Annotated in this window: 12 protein-coding genes and 2 tRNA genes; 8 read left to right on the top strand and 6 right to left on the bottom strand. The window is 59.2% G+C overall.

Annotation, left to right across the window (positions count from 1 at the left end; all coding sequences use genetic code 11):
* Positions 1-98: 98 nt before the first annotated feature.
* Positions 99-185: transfer RNA gene (locus LC093_RS12965), tRNA-Leu, on the bottom strand.
* A gap of 178 nt (positions 186-363) precedes the next feature.
* Here LC093_RS12965 and ppc point away from each other — a divergent pair.
* Entirely contained in the window at positions 364-3,021 is a 2,658-nt protein-coding gene (gene ppc / locus LC093_RS12960; RefSeq protein ID WP_226665373.1) for a phosphoenolpyruvate carboxylase, read from the top strand.
* A gap of 136 nt (positions 3,022-3,157) precedes the next feature.
* Here ppc and LC093_RS12955 read toward each other — a convergent pair.
* Positions 3,158-3,244: transfer RNA gene (locus LC093_RS12955), tRNA-Leu, on the bottom strand.
* A gap of 303 nt (positions 3,245-3,547) precedes the next feature.
* Between LC093_RS12955 and rnr the strand changes: the two genes are divergently transcribed.
* A complete protein-coding gene (gene rnr, locus LC093_RS12950; RefSeq protein ID WP_226665370.1) occupies positions 3,548-6,430 on the top strand; it encodes a ribonuclease R in 2,883 nt (960 codons plus the stop codon).
* Positions 6,431-6,433: 3 nt separating this feature from the next.
* Positions 6,434-7,189: a 23S rRNA (guanosine(2251)-2'-O)-methyltransferase RlmB gene (gene rlmB, locus LC093_RS12945; protein WP_226665369.1), complete on the top strand. Its 756-nt coding sequence runs from the start codon at positions 6,434-6,436 to the stop codon at positions 7,187-7,189.
* 187 nt (positions 7,190-7,376) lie between these two features.
* Here the strand turns inward: rlmB and LC093_RS12940 are convergent, their stop codons facing one another.
* Entirely contained in the window at positions 7,377-8,087 is a 711-nt protein-coding gene (locus LC093_RS12940) for a 2OG-Fe(II) oxygenase family protein (protein WP_226665366.1), read from the bottom strand.
* 355 nt (positions 8,088-8,442) lie between these two features.
* On the opposite strand from LC093_RS12940, the gene rpsF reads away from it, so the two are divergent.
* From rpsF to dnaB, 5 genes are all read left to right on the top strand, one after another.
* Positions 8,443-8,895, top strand: coding sequence for a 30S ribosomal protein S6 (gene rpsF / locus LC093_RS12935; protein WP_226665364.1), 453 nt, complete (start codon positions 8,443-8,445; stop codon positions 8,893-8,895).
* A gap of 12 nt (positions 8,896-8,907) precedes the next feature.
* Positions 8,908-9,138: a 30S ribosomal protein S18 gene (gene rpsR / locus LC093_RS12930; protein WP_226665363.1), complete on the top strand. Its 231-nt coding sequence runs from the start codon at positions 8,908-8,910 to the stop codon at positions 9,136-9,138.
* 41 nt (positions 9,139-9,179) lie between these two features.
* Complete coding sequence (locus LC093_RS12925; RefSeq protein WP_226665361.1) at positions 9,180-10,019, top strand: hypothetical protein; 840 nt, start codon at positions 9,180-9,182, stop codon at positions 10,017-10,019.
* Between the two features lie 34 nt (positions 10,020-10,053).
* Complete coding sequence (gene rplI, locus LC093_RS12920; protein WP_226665359.1) at positions 10,054-10,500, top strand: 50S ribosomal protein L9; 447 nt, start codon at positions 10,054-10,056, stop codon at positions 10,498-10,500.
* 140 nt (positions 10,501-10,640) lie between these two features.
* Positions 10,641-12,083, top strand: a complete 1,443-nt coding sequence (dnaB, locus tag LC093_RS12915; RefSeq protein WP_226665357.1) for a replicative DNA helicase — start codon at positions 10,641-10,643, stop codon at positions 12,081-12,083.
* A gap of 263 nt (positions 12,084-12,346) precedes the next feature.
* On the opposite strand, the gene LC093_RS12910 is transcribed toward dnaB, so the two are convergent.
* From LC093_RS12910 to speB, 3 genes are all read right to left on the bottom strand, one after another.
* Positions 12,347-14,164, bottom strand: coding sequence for an adenosylcobalamin-dependent ribonucleoside-diphosphate reductase (locus tag LC093_RS12910; RefSeq protein ID WP_226665355.1), 1,818 nt, complete (start codon positions 14,162-14,164; stop codon positions 12,347-12,349).
* A 205-nt stretch (positions 14,165-14,369) separates the two neighbouring features.
* Positions 14,370-15,008, bottom strand: a complete 639-nt coding sequence (locus LC093_RS12905; protein WP_226665352.1) for a DUF6515 family protein — start codon at positions 15,006-15,008, stop codon at positions 14,370-14,372.
* Between the two features lie 231 nt (positions 15,009-15,239).
* A complete protein-coding gene (speB, locus tag LC093_RS12900; RefSeq protein WP_226665351.1) occupies positions 15,240-16,109 on the bottom strand; it encodes an agmatinase in 870 nt (289 codons plus the stop codon).
* Between the last annotated feature and the right edge of the window lie 90 nt (positions 16,110-16,199).

Here is a 16,199-nt window from a genome sequence, read left to right as displayed (position 1 = left end):
AGTGCTGTTGTTCGCGGTTGGTGCTACGACCGTGAGCAAAGCCTCTGAAGCGGATACAAAAAAGGCCGACTCGTGAGAGTCGGCCTTTTTTGCGAATATGGTGCCCAGGAGAAGACTTGAACTTCCACGACCGTAAGGCCACTAGCACCTGAAGCTAGCGCGTCTACCAATTCCGCCACCTGGGCATAGCGGTGTTCACCGCTGAGGTGCGCACTATAGAGATTTTTTTTGGGGTGTCAATTGTTCGTTGTGACTCAAAAGACAAGTTTTTTGTAGTTTTGTTACAAAAATATATTGTGAGACATCTTACTTTCGATCGAAATATGTAAAATGGGCAAAATTTCCAAAAGGGAGAAGCATTCCGTGGATCAGGATCAAAATGCCCCATTGCGGGAAGATGTGCGCTTATTGGGTGATGAACTGGGCAAAGTTCTGCAAGAACAGGCGGGGACGCCGCTGTTCCATACCGTTGAGACCATCCGTCAGGCAGCGGTAGAAAGCCGTGGACATGGTGATATGCCGGTAGCCAGACTACGGGAGCTGCTGGATCCGCTGGACGACAACACCTTATTGGAAGTGGCGAGAGCGTTCAGTCAGTTCCTCAACCTGGCGAACATTGCTGAACAGCGTCACCGCGAGCGCCTGCGTCGTCGTCATGAGCGTTTCCCTGGTGACCCCGATACGGATCGGGGTCTGCGCCAGGTGTTGGCGGAGTTGAAGAAAGCGGATGTTTCTCCCGACGTTGTTGGCGAAGTGCTGAATGACCTTTCCGTAGAGTTGGTGCTCACTGCCCACCCGACGGAAGTTACCCGTCGCACCCTCATTCGCAAATACGACCAGATCGCGAACCTGCTGACAGACTTGGATCGCCCGGATCGCACGCCCGAGGAGCAGGAAGATGTGCGGCGTCTGCTGCGCGAGCAAATTCTGTCTGCCTGGAGTACGGATGAGATCCGTCGTGAGCGCCCAACACCGGTGGATGAGGCCAAGTGGGGCTTTGCCACCATTGAGCAGTCGTTGTGGCAGGCGGTACCCAGGGGGATGCGGGATATTGAGGCGGAGCTGGCGCTGGCCGGGCTGGGCCCGTTGCCGGCGGACTGGGTGCCGATCCGCTTTGCGTCGTGGATGGGTGGCGATCGTGACGGCAACCCCAACGTCACATCCAGGGTTACCCGTGAAGTGCTACTGCTGGCGCGCTGGATGGCGGCAGATCTCTACTTGCGCGATGTGGAAAACCTGCTTGCCGACCTGTCCATGCATCGGGCCAGTGATGAATTGCTGGCGCGCACCGGGCCCAGTAGTGAGCCTTACCGCCTATTGTTGCGCGAGGTGCGTGATCGCCTGCGAACAACCCGTGCACAAATGGAGGCGCGCGTCACCGATGGTCTTGAGCCTGAGGGTGAGGGTTATACCAGTGGTGCGCAGTTGTATGAAGAGTTGTCGCTGATCGACCGCTCTTTGCGCGCAGTTGGCCTTGCGGCTATCGCCGACGGTCAGCTGAAGGACACGATGCGTCGGCTGAACTGTTTCGGGATTACCCTGCTGCGCCTGGATATCCGTCAGGAGTCCACGCGCCATATGGAAGCGGTGGATGCAATTACCCGTTTCCTGGATCTCGGTAGCTATGCGGAGTGGGGGGAGTCGGTAAAGCAGAAGTTCCTGCAGGCCGAGCTGGAGAGTCGGCGCCCGCTTATCAATGGTGCTTTCTATTGCAGTGAATTCTGTACCGACGAAGTGCGTGAAGTGCTGGATACCTGCAAGGTCATCGCGGAGCAGGGGCAGGAGGGGTTGGGCGCCTATGTGATCTCCATGGCGCGGCGACCTTCTGATGTGCTTGCCGTCATGTTGCTGCAGAAGGTTGCGGGCGTGGCTCAGCCAATGCGCGTAGTGCCGCTGTTTGAAACGCTGGATGACCTCGATAATGCGCCGGGTACCATGAGTGCGCTGCTTGAGTTGCCGTTCTATCGTGAGCGGGTACGCAGTGGGCAGGAGGTGATGATCGGCTATTCCGACTCTGCGAAAGACGCGGGCTTCCTTGGTGCCGCCTGGGCGCAGTTCCGCGCGCAGGAGCAGCTCACGGCTATTTGTCGCGAATATGGTGTCCCGCTCACATTGTTCCACGGTCGCGGCGGCTCTATTTCCCGTGGTGGTTCGCCCACGCGGATGGCATTGCTGTCGCAGCCGCCGGGATCAGTTGCCGGGCGCATCCGGGTTACCGAGCAGGGTGAGATGATTCGTTTCAAATACGGGCGCCCTTCAGTGGCGGCCTATAACCTGGAGCAGTATGTGGCGGCCACGCTGGAGGCGACGCTGTTGCCGCCGGCGGAGCCGCGCCCGGAGTGGCGTGAGCAGATGGATCGCCTGACGGAGGCCTCGGTGCAGGCTTACCGTGAAGTTGTGTTTGAAGATCCGGCGCTGGTTTCCTACCTGCGTACGGTAACCCCGGAAACCGAATTGAGTCGCCTGGCGCTGGGGAGCCGTCCGGCTCGCCGCAAGCCGGGTGGTGGGGTTGAGACCCTGCGGGCGATTCCGTGGGTCTTCGCCTGGACCCAGATGCGTCTGATGCTTCCAGCCTGGCTGGGCACGGGTGCGGCACTGGAGACGGGAATGGAGGGGGCTCCGGAGACTCTGCGTGCCATGAGTGAGGAGTGGCCCTTCTTTCAGACGGTGGTGGATATGCTGGAGATGGTACTGGCGAAGTCCGATACCCGCGTGGCGTCCTGGTATGAAGAGCGGCTGACCGATGATCCGGAGCTGCAGCGTCTCGGTGTTGAGCTGCGCAGCCGCCTGGCGCGTACGGTCAATGCTCTGAGTCACCTGACCGGGCGCGAAAGTCTGCTGGATAACAATCCGGTGATGCGCTGGTCGATCCGTGTGCGGGATCCTTATACCGACCCCCTGCATTTGCTGCAGGCGGAATTGATGGATCGCCTGCGCAATCGCGAGGAGGATCCGGTGCTGGAAAGTGCGTTGATGGTGACCATTGCGGGGATTGCCGCGGGAATGCGTAATACCGGGTGATTTGCCCACTGGGTGTCCGGCTTTGCGGTAAGTGAGGTCGGGTGCCGGGTTGTTACGGGGGGAGTGGTTTGGCGGCCGGTGTGGTATCTGGAAACAAAAAAGGCCGACTCTTGCGAGTCGGCCTTTTTTGCGAATATGGTGCCCAGGAGAAGACTTGAACTTCCACGACCGTAAGGCCACTAGCACCTGAAGCTAGCGCGTCTACCAATTCCGCCACCTGGGCAATTCAACGGTGTTCCCCGTTGAGGACGCGCACTATATTGAGTTGGATTTTGGGTGTCAACGGTTTTTTGTGAAATTTTATGCCATGTGCGGCGGGGTTGCGGCGGCAGCTGGCTGGAGGTCGACGATAGTCAGTAAAAACTGGTCGGGAATTGGAGCGCAAATCGCTTATAATGCCGGCAATGTGCAACATTCCGGGCAGCGCTAGCAGCCCTGGCATTCGCCAATTCTGGTTGCACCCACTCATCCCGCTGCGCCGGGTGTATTCCGGAGCCGTGCAGACAGCATGGTTAATCGCAGAACAATGGAAGCTGTTTTGAATCAAGACAAACCAAATTCGTCCTCCCAGGCCGGGGTTCATGCCGATCCCCATGCCGATCGCGAGGCTGAAAAATACGAAAAGCCCATTCCCAGCCGCGAGTTCCTGCTCGACCTGCTGGAGCAGCAGTCGGGGCCGGTGTCCTGGGAGGCGGTCGCAGACCTGCTGAGCCTGGACGACGAAGATCGTCGCGAGGGGGTGCGCCGGCGCCTGATCGCCATGTCCCGCGATGGCCAGATTGCGAGTAACCGCGCCGGTGATTTCGGTGTGCTGGACAAGATGAGCCTGGTGCGCGGTCATGTGATCGGTCACCGGGATGGCTTTGGCTTCGTCTCCCCCGGCGATGGCAGCGACGATCTGTTTCTGTCCCACCGCCAGATGCGCAAGGTTTTCGATGGCGATGAAGTGCTGGTGCGCGAAACCCCGGGCGGTTTTCGCGGCAAGCGTGAGGGCGCGATCGTGCGGGTCATCAAACACAATACCCACGAGCTGGCGGGGCGCCTGTACCGGGAGGATGGCGTTTGTTTTGTGCGTCCGGACAACCCCCGTATGACCCTCGATGTGATGGTGGCAGAGGGCAAGTGCGGTGAGGCCAAAAGTGGTCAGTATGTGGTGGTGAATATCACTACCCAGCCCGGCCGCAATAACCTGCCCCAAGGCGAGGTAGCCGAGATCCTTGGCGACCATCTGGCGCCGGGGATGGAGATCGACGTTGCCATCCGCAATTACGGCATTCCCCACACCTGGGCCGCTGCTGTGCAGGCGCAGGTGGCCGGTATCGCCGACGAGGTATTGGAAGAGGATAAGAAGGCGCGTATCGACCTGCGCCAGTTACCGCTGGTTACGATCGATGGAGAAGATGCGCGGGACTTTGACGATGCGGTTTTCTGCGAGCTGTTGCCGAATGGCACCTGGAAGCTGCTGGTCGCCATTGCGGATGTTTCCCACTATGTAGAGGTGGGTACAGCGCTGGATGTGGAAGCGCATCAGCGTGGCAACTCTGTGTATTTCCCCGATTTTGTCGTGCCGATGTTGCCTGAGAAGCTCTCCAATGGTCTCTGCTCGCTGAACCCGGACGTGGATCGCCTGTGTATGGTGTGCGAGATGCGCATCGATGAGTCCGGGAATATTCTCGGCTACCAGTTCCTCGAAGGGGTGATGCGTAGCCACGCGCGCTTTACCTACACCCAGGTAGGGCAGATCGTCGATGAGCGGGATAGCCGCGACAGCGGTCTGCGCAAGCAGTTTGCAGCGCTGACCCCACACCTGGACAACCTGCACGACCTTTACCGGGCCTTGCGGGGTGCGCGGGACCGGCGTGGTGCTATCGACTTCGAAACCACCGAAACCCGCATCATTTTTGATGAGGCGCGCAAGATCGAGCGTATCGTGCCGGTGGTGCGCAATGACGCGCACAAGATGATCGAGGAGTGCATGCTGGCCGCCAATGTCTGCGCGGCGGAATTGATGGAATTGGCAGAGCTGCCCGCCCTGTATCGGGTGCACGATACGCCCAAGCAGGAGCGGCTGGAAAACCTGCGCGCGTATCTGGGTGAGCTCGGCTTGAGGCTGGAGGGCGGCAGTGAGCCGCAGCCCAGTGATTATCAGGCTCTGCTGGAGCAGGTAGAAGGGCGGCCGGATTTCCATATTATCCAGACCATGCTGCTGCGCTCGATGAATCAGGCGGTGTACCAGCCGGAAAATCGGGGCCATTTCGGTCTCGATTACCGCGCTTACGCCCATTTCACGTCGCCGATTCGACGCTACCCGGACCTGCTGTTGCATCGCGGGCTGCGCTGGCTGATCAGGAATGGTAGCGCGAACCCTGCGCCAGTGGCGGAAAAAGTACGTCAGGCGCCCGGTGCTCACGCCATCGAACGGGGGCAGATTCTGCCCTACAGCACCGCTGCCATGGTGGAGCTGGGGGAGCACTGCTCGATGACCGAGCGGCGCGCGGATGACGCTACCCGCGATGTGGTCAGCTGGCTCAAGTGTGAATACCTGCAGGATCATGTGGGTGAGGTATATCGCGGTGTGATCAGCGCGGTCACCGGTTTTGGCCTGTTTGTAGAACTGGATGACCTGTATGTGGAAGGGCTGATCCACGTCACCGCGCTACCCAAGGATTTTTACCATTTCGAACAGGCTCATCAGCGCCTGATCGGTGAACGCAGCGGGGCGCGCTATCACCTTGGTGACTCGGTTACCGTGCAGGTTGCACGGGTCGACCTGGAAGAGCGCAAGGTGGACTTTACCTTTGTGGAGTTACACCCGCGCCCGTCATACAAAAACCCAAAATACCGCAAGCCGAAAGCGGATAAGTCCCAGCGCAAAGTTGAGGGGCAGTACGCCAAGGGTGAGGATGCACAGGAGTTGTCGGTGCAGAAAAAAACCAAGTCAAAAACCGGAGCTGAAGCCACCAATGTCAGTGGTCGTGCCATGGAAATGGCCGTGGAGTTCCAGCATGAGCGCCAGCGTCGCGGTAAGTCGGATTTCAGTACCGGCTCGGAAAAAGCCAGTCCCTGGGGCGGTATTAAAAGCAAGGCAGGAGCGGTCGGCGCAGATTCCGAGGAATCGCCGCGGCCAATTCGCAAACGCAAGGTAGGGAGTAGTGAGGCCGAGGTTGTACCGCCGTCTGTTGAGCGGGAAGCGGTAACTGAAGCCGATGAGGGTGCAGCTTCCCCGGACGAGGCGCCGCACAAGAAGCGCGGCCCCAGACGTACGCCGACGCGCAAAGGGGGCAAACGCCCGGCCGTAGCTGCACGCAAGGCAGCCCACAAGGCGGCCAAGGCCGCTGTCGGCAAAAAAGCGGCGCAGAAGAAGGCAAACAAAAAGCTTGCCAAAAAGAAACCCGGAAAGAAGAAGTAGCAAGTGGCACAGGAACTGGTATACGGCCTGCACGCAGTGCAGGCATTGCTGAAAAGCTCGCCGCAGCAGGTTCAGGAGCTGCTGCTATTGCGTGGTCGCAAAGATCAGAAACTGCAGAAAATCATTCGCCAGGCGGAGCAGAACGAGATCGTTATTCGTTTTGTTGATCGCCGGGTGCTGGATGAAAAAATCGGTGATGAAGGGAATCATCAGGGCGTGCTGGCGATCTGTGCCGCCGCCACCAAAGTGTATGACGAGCAGTTTCTGAAGTCGCTGCTGCAGCAACTGGACGATCGTGGAGAGCCGCCGTTTCTGTTGCTGCTGGACGGCGTGACCGATCCGCATAACCTTGGTGCCTGCCTGCGCTCCGCCGAGGCGGCCGGGGTGCACGCGGTGATTGCGCCCAAGGATAAAGCTGCGGGGCTTACGCCTACGGCGAGAAAGGTGGCATGTGGTGCGGCCGAAGTGCTGCCGTTTGTCACTGTGACGAACCTTGCTCGCACCCTGCAGATGTTACAGCAGGCCGGTGTGTGGATTTATGGCGCTGCCGGTGAGGCGGAGCAGAATATTTACCAGGCCCAGCTGACCGGGCCACTGGCGCTGGTGATGGGGGCGGAAGGTCCCGGTCTGCGTCGGCTGACCCGGGAAAACTGTGACCACCTGATCAAAATCCCGATGGCAGGTGAGGTCAGCAGTTTGAATGTCTCTGTTGCGACCGGCGTATGTCTGTTTGAGGCTGTGCGCCAGCGGGGCGGTTAGCTGGTGAGGCGGGGTGAGGAAACGGCGGGCAAAAAAAAGGGGCTAAGCCGCCCCGATTTGATCCATCCTGTTTGTTTTTCTTGGTTCCGTGTCAGTCAGTTTTTCTTCTTGTGTGTTCTTATTCTTTTTCGTTTTTATTTTGCTTCGTTTTTATTTTGCATTCTTATTTTGAGTGTGCCGCCAGGCTTCAGCCTGGCGGTTTGCCGTAAAGCTGGCTGGCCGGTCGGTACATCACCCAGGACGTAAGGATGTACTTGTCGTTCGATACCGGCACATTGCCCCGATGCGTATGGGTAAAGCTGCATGGCGAGAGCAGCAGGCGCCCCTGGCGCGGCTTTATCTTGCTGCCCTGGTAGAAAAACTCGGTCTCCCCGCCTTCTTCCACATCGTTCAGGTACAGCAACCAGAAAAGCACCCGGTGCAAAGACTTCTGCTGCGGATCCCGCGGGTGCGGGTAGTGCTCTGAGTGCCAGTGGTGGTATCCGCCACTACTTTGCCTGTAGTGCTGCATGTTGATGCCGTCGAAGCGGAAGAAGCCGGCTACCAGTTGCTTGAGCAGCTGCTCGTCGAGATCTGCCACATCCTCTGCGGCCAGAGTGCGCATGCTGTTGCCGCTCTCGTCGCGAATGCTCGGGGATATCGCCCCGGTGAGCAGGTGCGGGTAGCGGCGGCAATACGACGTCAGCGCCTGGTAGACGGTACCGTTAATGTCGCGGCACACATCCCGCCAGGAATCGAATGAGGACAGGTACAGGTCGGAACTTTCCTTCTTGGCCTTATCCACACCGGAGCCGATTTGCCCGGCGGTTTTGTCTGGCGAATCCTGGAAGCGCTGGATCAGCTGGTTGCAGTAATCCGCTGGTACCGCGTCGTCAAACTGCACAATCATCGGATCCATGGTCTGTCCCCTGCTACATCTTGAGTCTGGCCATCTTTGAATAACTAGACGAAGGGCTGGGGCAACCCCTCAATGGCGGAAGTGAAATTGGTGGTGCTGAAGTGGATCCTGGGGGAGTAAAACTGGAGTGTTCAAAATGGTCACGTGACAGCGTGCGCCGTGACCGGAACGTCCGCTTTCAGGGCCTTTGCCAGCCAATCGATCAACTTGCAACCAGTTGGCAGGGGGCATAGAATACGCCGCCCGCAATAGACCCGAGGTCTGTAGTAGATCTGTTGCGTCCGTTGCACTCCTTGCCTCACCGGGCAGTCACTAACGACAAGCCGGGAGGCTGTTCAACCCGTAAGGAGCAAAAATGCGTCATTACGAAATTGTATTCCTGGTTCACCCGGACCAGAGCGAGCAGGTAGCCGGCATGGTCGAGCGTTACACTGCGACCATCAACGAAAGCGGTGGCAGCGTACACCGTCTGGAAGACTGGGGCCGCCGCCGTCTGGCTTACCCGATCAACAAAATCCACAAGGCTCACTACATTCTGATGAATGTTGAGTGTACTGAAGAAGCGCTGGCCGAACTGACCACCAACTTCAAGTACAACGATGCGGTGCTGCGTAACCTGGTGATCCGTGAAGACGAAGCGATCACTGAAGAAAGCCCGATCATGAAGGCCGAGAAAGAGTCCCGCGAGCGCAAAGCTGCGCGCGCTGAGCGTACTGAGCGTCGTGAGCGTTCTGAGCGTGACGAAAGTGACTCCTCCGAGGGCGCTCAAGAAGCCGCGTCTTCCGATAACACCGAAGACGAAGAGTAAGGGGATTATCAGATGGCACGTTTTTTCCGTCGTCGTAAGTTCTGCCGTTTCACCGCTGAAGGTGTTAAGCGTATCGACTACAAAGATCTCGATACCCTGAAAGCCTACATCTCTGAAACTGGCAAAATCGTACCGAGCCGTATTACTGGCACCAAAGCCAAGTATCAGCGTCAGCTGGCCACTGCGGTCAAGCGCGCGCGTTACATTGCGCTGCTGCCGTACACGGACAGCCACGAAGCCTAAGCCCCGTTGCTTAGTCGCTTCACAAGAGAAGAAGCTATCTAATGCGCGCTATCGCTGAATTTTCCATGCGGTCGCGCGTGCGGGCGGTGCTCCTCACCATGGTGGGGATTCCGTTGATCAGCCCCGCAGTGCTTGCACTGGTGGGGTTGCGCCGCGGCAGCAGCGACGGCCTGTTTGTTTTGGTCTGGGCGGTGCTGCCGGTGGTCGCCGCCGCGGGCGCTGGCTATATGTCACCGCTGATGTCCGGGTTGGCCATCACCCACTTTGTGGGGGTGCTGGCCGGAGCATTGGTACTGCGTGCCACGCGGGCCTGGAGCTGGGCGCTGATTGCGCTGGTGGTTGCTACCTCATTGGGAATCCTGCTCACTTCGCAGATTTCCGGGGGGATACTGACCAGCCTGCTGGAGGCCGCAAGTGAGGCCACAGCCGGTGCTGACACCGAGCAGTTACGCCAGGTGTTCAACAGCGAGACCCAGGCCACTGGATACCTGAGTTGGGTATCGGTGATCACGGCGACGCTGGCCCTGGTGCTGGGGCGTTGGTGGCAGGCCATGCTGTACAACCCGGGTGGTTTACAGCAGGAAATCCACAACCTGCGCATGCCTTTGCCCGTTGCGGCTGTTGGCATGGTGCTGTGGATCTTCTGCCTGGTCAGCGAGCATTTTGTGTTCTGGGGTGCGGTTGTCGCATTCCCCATGCTGGTGGCAGGCATTGGCCTGATTCACTGGATGGTGGCCCGGAAAGGCTGGGGGCGCGGTCCCTTGATCGCCCTCTATGTGATGCTGGTTATCGCGGCACTGCCGCTGGCCGGCTTCCTGTGTGGCCTCGCACTGATAGATAGCTGGATAGATATTCGCGCGCGGACGGGCAATAAAGCCTGATCGCCGCAAAAGAACTGAAACTGAGGGTTCCGAGATGGAAGTTATTCTGCTCGACAAAGTAGGCAAACTGGGCAACGTGGGTGACCGCGTTGACGTTAAGTCCGGCTTCGGTCGCAACTACCTGCTGCCTACTGGCAAGGCCATTCTGGCTAACGCAGCGAACATCGCTGAGTTCGAAGCCAAGCGCGCTGAACTGGAAGCGGCTGCTGCTGCCAAGCTGACCGAAGCGACTGCTCGCTCCGAGAAGCTGGCTGAAGTGGTTGTTACCATCACCGCTAACGCTGGTGACGAAGGCAAGCTGTTCGGCTCCATCGGCACGCGTGACATCGCTGAAGCGATCACCGCTGCTGGCGTTGAAGTAGCCAAAGCTGAAGTTAAGCTGCCGGAAGGCGCTCTGCGCGAAGTAGGCGAGTACGACGTAGACGTGCAGCTGCACGCCGACGTTATCGCCGCTGTTAAAGTTGTAGTTGCTGCCGAGTAAGGTCAGCCTGCAACAAGTGGTTGTCTGGCAAGTCTGAGTCTTTCGTACCCATTGCTGGACGAGCCGCGCTACAATCGGGCGCTGGATTCCTGAGTGAATTCAGCGCCTGATTTGTTTCTGAGCCCGGTAAACTTTGCGACATGAACGATTACGCTGTGCCTGACGACGATCTACAGGAAGCTGCTACCAGCTCGCCTTTGCCACATTCTGTGGAAGGGGAGCAGTCGGTTCTCGGCGGCCTGATGCTGGACGCCAGCCGCCTGGACGCGGTGGCGGAGCAGTTGAGCGAGGGCGATTTCTTTGTTGCCGCGCACCGCACCATCTTTGCGGTGATGCTGGAGCTTGCCAACGAAGAGCAGCCGCTGGATATCGTCACGCTCGCCGAGGCGCTGGCCCGTCGCGAATTGCTCGCGGACATTGGCGGCCCGGCTTACCTGGCTGAACTGGCAGAAAATACCCCGTCGGCGGCGAATATCGTTGCCTATGCCAAAATCGTGCGCGAGCGTTCCATGCTGCGCCAGTTGATTGCGGCTGCGGGTGAAATCAGCCGTACCAGTTTTAATCCCGGCGGCCTGGGCTCGCTGGATCTGCTGCAGATGGCCGAGCGCCGTGTGGCAGAAATTGCCGAGGGGCGCGCCAAAGAGGGCGGCTTCGTCGGTGTCGATGCCCTGTTGAAGAAGACCGTCGAGCGTATCGACGAGCTGTTCAAGTCTGAGGGCGATATCACTGGCCTCAGTACCGGCCTGCAGGAACTGGATGAGCGTACATCCGGCTGGCAGCCCGGCGAGCTGATCATCCTCGCCGCTCGTCCTTCCATGGGCAAGACCGCACTGGCTCTGAACTTTATCGAAGCGGCCATGCTGTCACAGGAAAAGCCCACCCTGATCTTCAGTATGGAGATGCCTTCCGACAGCCTCGTCATGCGGATGCTGTCGTCTATTGGTCGTATCGATCAGGGCCGTATCCGGAACGGCAAACTGCAGGAAGACGACTGGCCGAAGCTCTCCAGTGCGGTGCAGAAGATGAAAGGCAAGGGGATGTATATCGACGACACCCCGGGGCTCTCTCCCAGCGAGGTGCGGGCGCGGGTCAAACGCACCGTACGCGACCACACCAATAAACTGATGCATGCCGATCCCAAGCTGACACGGGAAGAGGCCGAGCGCCGTGCACTGCCGGCCATGGTAATGGTGGACTACCTGCAGTTGATGCAGGTGAAGGGCAGTACGGAAGGCCGTACCCAGGAAATTTCCGAGATTTCACGCTCTCTGAAAGCGCTGGCGAAAGAATACGAGTGCCCGGTCATCGCGCTGTCGCAGTTGAACCGGGGCGTGGAGCAGCGCCCCAACAAGCGCCCGATGAACTCGGACCTGCGGGAGTCCGGTGCGATCGAGCAGGACGCGGATGTGATCCTGTTTATTTATCGCGATGAGTATTACAACGAAGACAGCCCGGACAAGGGTATGGCAGAGTTGATCATCGGCAAGCAGCGTAACGGTGAAATCGGTACCTGCCGCGCCGCCTTTGTGGGTAAATACACGCGCTTCGACAACCTGGCGCCCGAGTACTACCAGGGCGACTAATTCCGAAGGCGCGGGATAAAACCCAGGTCAAAAAAAAACCCGATGTTGGGGGCAGCATCGGGGTGATAGAAGCTTAGGGGGTTTGAGAGGAGCAACTAACTTCTGCTTACTTTGAACCCCATAGGCGGTGACGGTTCCGCGCCGGTATGTAAGGAAGGGTAAACTCAGGCGCCTATTTTTCAGAGGCTTGGCCGGTTCCCAGCTCAATCCGTCGCCTCTCTGAACGTACTGCAGCTCAAGCCTCCCTTTACCTCGTACTCTCCCTATTCTCCCTCCCGTTCGATATCACAGCAATGACTGGTAAGTGTTGGCTCGCCGGCAGTGAGCACCGCCTGGGTGACCGGGTTGGGGCGGAATGTGGTACATCCCTTGAGACCGAGGGTAAAAGCCTCGCGGTAGAGTGATTCAAACTGTGCGAAGGGGTACTGCTCCGGTACATTGACAGTCTTGGAGATCGCGTTGTCCACATAGGGCTGCAGCGCCGCCTGCATGCGCAGGTGCGCTTGTGGCGACAGCTGGCGCGCGGATACGAATGCCGCTGGCAGCTGTTGCGAATCGCCGCCGCGCTCTCGCCAGATCCGGTAGATGGGGTCGACAATGTCGAACTCCCGGTAATCGCCGTTTTCCGTCAAAACCCGCCGCCGGTGCTCGAAATCAAACACGGGCTCCACACCGCTGGATATGCCATTGGCCAGCAGGCTGATGGTGCCGGTTGGCGCGATTGCGATGAGGTGGCTGTTGCGTATGCCGTGGATCCCGATTCCCCGACGCAGGGTGTCCGGCAGCGCCTTCAAATCCGCCCCTGCAAGGTAGGCATCGCGGGAAAAATAGGGAAAAGCTCCTTTCTCTCCGGCCAGTTCAATGGACGCCTGGTAGGCTGAATCGCGCACCGTCTGCATCACCTGAGCGGCTAGGCGTCGTGCCGCATCACTGTCATAGTGCAATCCTAGGGCGATCAGGGTATCGGCTAGGCCGGTGATCCCAATACCGATGCGGCGGCTGCCGTGCGCCTGTTTCTTTTGTGCGGGCAGAGGGTAGTGCGAGAGGTCGATCACGTTATCCAGCATCCGCACACCCACGGCGGTGCAGGCCGCGATGCCTGACCAGTCCACTTCGGCGCGGTTGGTGAGCGGCGCTCGTACAAACCGCATCAGGTTCACCGAGCCCAGGTTGCAGGCACCGTAAGCGGGCAGCGGAATTTCGCCACAGGGGTTGGTCGCCGTGATCTGTTCCCGGTAGTAGAGATTGTTGTGACTGTTGATCCGGTCGCTGAACAGTACCCCGGGCTCTGCATAGTCATAGGTGGCACGGGTGATTTTCCGCCACAGGTCGCGCGCCCGTACCCGCTTCAGTACGCGGCAGGGTTGCAGCGTTGCGGATCCGCTCCAGAGGCGCATGACCTGCTCGCTGCCACTGCCATCGAGCATCTGCTCTGGAAACACCAGAGCCCAGTCTTCATCCCGATCCACGGCGGTCATCAGCTCGTCGCTGACCAGCACGGAAAGATTGAAGTGGCGCAGCTCCCGCGGGTCGCGCTTCGCCTCGATAAAACGCTCGATATCCGGGTGGTCACAGCGCAGGGTAGCCATCATGGCACCGCGGCGGCTGCCGGTAGAAAGCAGGGTTGCGCAGGTCGCGTCCCAGATACGCATGAAGGACACCGGCCCGGAGGCGATCGTGCCGGTATGCTGCGCGTGGCTACCGGCGGGGCGGAGAGTGGAAAAGTCACAGCCAATACCGCCCCCCTGCTGCATGGTCAGCGCCGACTCCTTGAGGCGCTCGAAAATGGCCGCCATGGAATCTTCGATCGTGCCCATGACGAAGCAGTTGAACAGGGTCACGTGCCGGTTGGTGCCGGCACCGGCGAGAATGCGCCCCCCGGGCAGGAACTGGAAATCCACCAGATTGCGGAAGAAGCGCATGGCCCAGCGCCCGCGATCACGCTTTTCGGTACGCGCGAGCACCCGCGCCAGACGCCGCCAGCTATCCTCCACCGATGCCTCGCAGATCAGGTCGCCATTGCTGTAGCGATACTTGGTTTCCCAGATAAAGCGCGAAATCTCGGTGTCGAAGTCATTCATACGCTGTGACCGCTAGCGTGAGCGCAGCTGAGCCTGCCCTGCCTGTTGGACACGGCTCCTCTTTTGATGGGGCGAGATTAATTTAGCCTAGCAAATGACCAGGGATACCTGTTTCGGGGACGTGTGACGCGGGACAGGTGATTGGGGCGGAAACAAAAATGCCGCGGTGACTGGCCGCGGCATTTTCGGGGTTGTGGATAACTGTTTAGATCTGCACCACGACATAGACCTCGCGGCCATCGCGCTGAGTGGGCATGAAATAATGGCCGCCGTAGCGGTAATACTGCACCCCGTTGATCACCTCGGCGGTATAACCCACCGGCAGGGATTCAACCACCTGCCCGGGGCTATAGGCGGCCTGGGTAGTTCCTGCTATCGGGCCCGCTACGACCGGGCCGGTGCTGGCTACGGTGGCGACCCCGGCGGGGGGCGGCACTACAACATAGCGGCTCGCGCGCGGCTGCCACTGGTAGTAGGCGTTGTCATACTGGTAGTAGGTAAAACCACCGATCTGAACCCGCACTGCGCTGGCCGGCAGGGTGAGTACGGAAGCGCCGAGCGGTGCGGATACCACCACATAGCCAGTGGGTGCCGGTTGATAGAAGTAGCCGCCCTGGTAGTAATACGGATGTCCACCTACAGCCAGATTCACGAAACCCACAGGCAGAATGGGTACGGTCAGCCCAATGCCGATACGTGGCCCGCGGAAGCGGGGGCCCCAGTAACCGTGGTGATGTCCGTGGCCGTGATGATAGCCACGAGCCTCGGCAGGCTTGGCAAAGGCAAACGACAGCAGGGTTAACAACCCGGCGGCAAACAGAACTACTTTTGCAGTTGTTTTCATTGTGCGTCCTTCCCCAAATTTGTCCCCTTCACAGTCTATACCTCCGTAGCGAAGCGAGTACTTACTTTGCGCAAATAATAACCGGTTGCGATTGGTTGCGCTACGCCACTGAACGCATTGGGCGCAAAGAACTGTCAGCCTGCCGTATCGGCTGGCAGTGACTGATGGGGCAGTTGTGACCGGGGTCGAGACCCCGGATTCTTTCCCGGATTCTTTAGGGATGGGCTCGATTTACTGGTTGCGCTGTACGATACCCATAAGTTTGTACAGCAGGTGAGCGGCACCGAATTCGTAGGCGTGGAAGCCTTCGATGGGAGCGAATTCCAGCAGGTCAAAGCCGATGATTTCGCGCTGTTTGGCCACGGATTCGAACAGGTTCAGTGTCTGGTACCAGCCCAGGCCGCCGGGTACCGGGGTGCCGGTGGACGGGAAGACGGAAGGGTCCATACCGTCAATATCGAGGGTGAAGAATACCTTGCTGGGGAAGTTTTCCGGCAGTTCGAAGGATTGCACCTGGGTGGGGACCAGCTCGTGGGCGTCCAGGTAGCCGACGTTGTACTGTTTGCGAGCATCCATTTCTTCTTCACAGTAGGCGCGGATGCCGAGCTGGAACAGCGGGATACCGGCTTCGCACACCAGGCGCATGACGCTGGCGTGGCTGTGCTTGTGGCCTTCGTAGCGGTCGCGCAGGTCGGCGTGGGCGTCAATCTGTACGACGCCGAAGTCGGTGATGCCTGCATCCAGGTAGCCCTTGATGATGCCCCAGGTGACGGAGTGTTCACCGCCGATGCCGACGGGCATTTTGCCCAGGGCGAGGATCTCGCGGGTGGCGCTGGCGATATTTTCCATCACCTGTTCCGCCGGGCCGCTGACATCCACGGCGTCGCGGGTATAGATGCCGAGCTCGCAGGGGGAGGAGAAGTTGTCGAAGGTTTCCAGCTGGTGAGAGGCTTCGATAATCGCGGCCGGGCCCTTGCCGGTGCCGCCACCATAGGAGACGGTTTCCTCATAGGGAATCGGCAGGATGTGGAACAGGGCTTCTTCTGGCTTCGGCTGTTCAATCTCGGAGCCCAGGAAAATGTTGGGGTCTTCGGTGTGCATAGTTCTAGCTCTGCGGTCGGCCCATAGAGGCCATGTTTAGCCAATGGTGGCGGCAGAGTACCAGGTGCGGGTTTTCAGGACCGCTGTGAA

This window comes from Microbulbifer aggregans, from assembly GCF_020524005.1.
Classification (GTDB): Bacteria; Pseudomonadota; Gammaproteobacteria; order Pseudomonadales; family Cellvibrionaceae; genus Microbulbifer; species Microbulbifer aggregans_A.
Note: the sequence above shows the minus strand (reverse complement) of the source record. Positions and strands in the feature narration are given on the sequence as shown.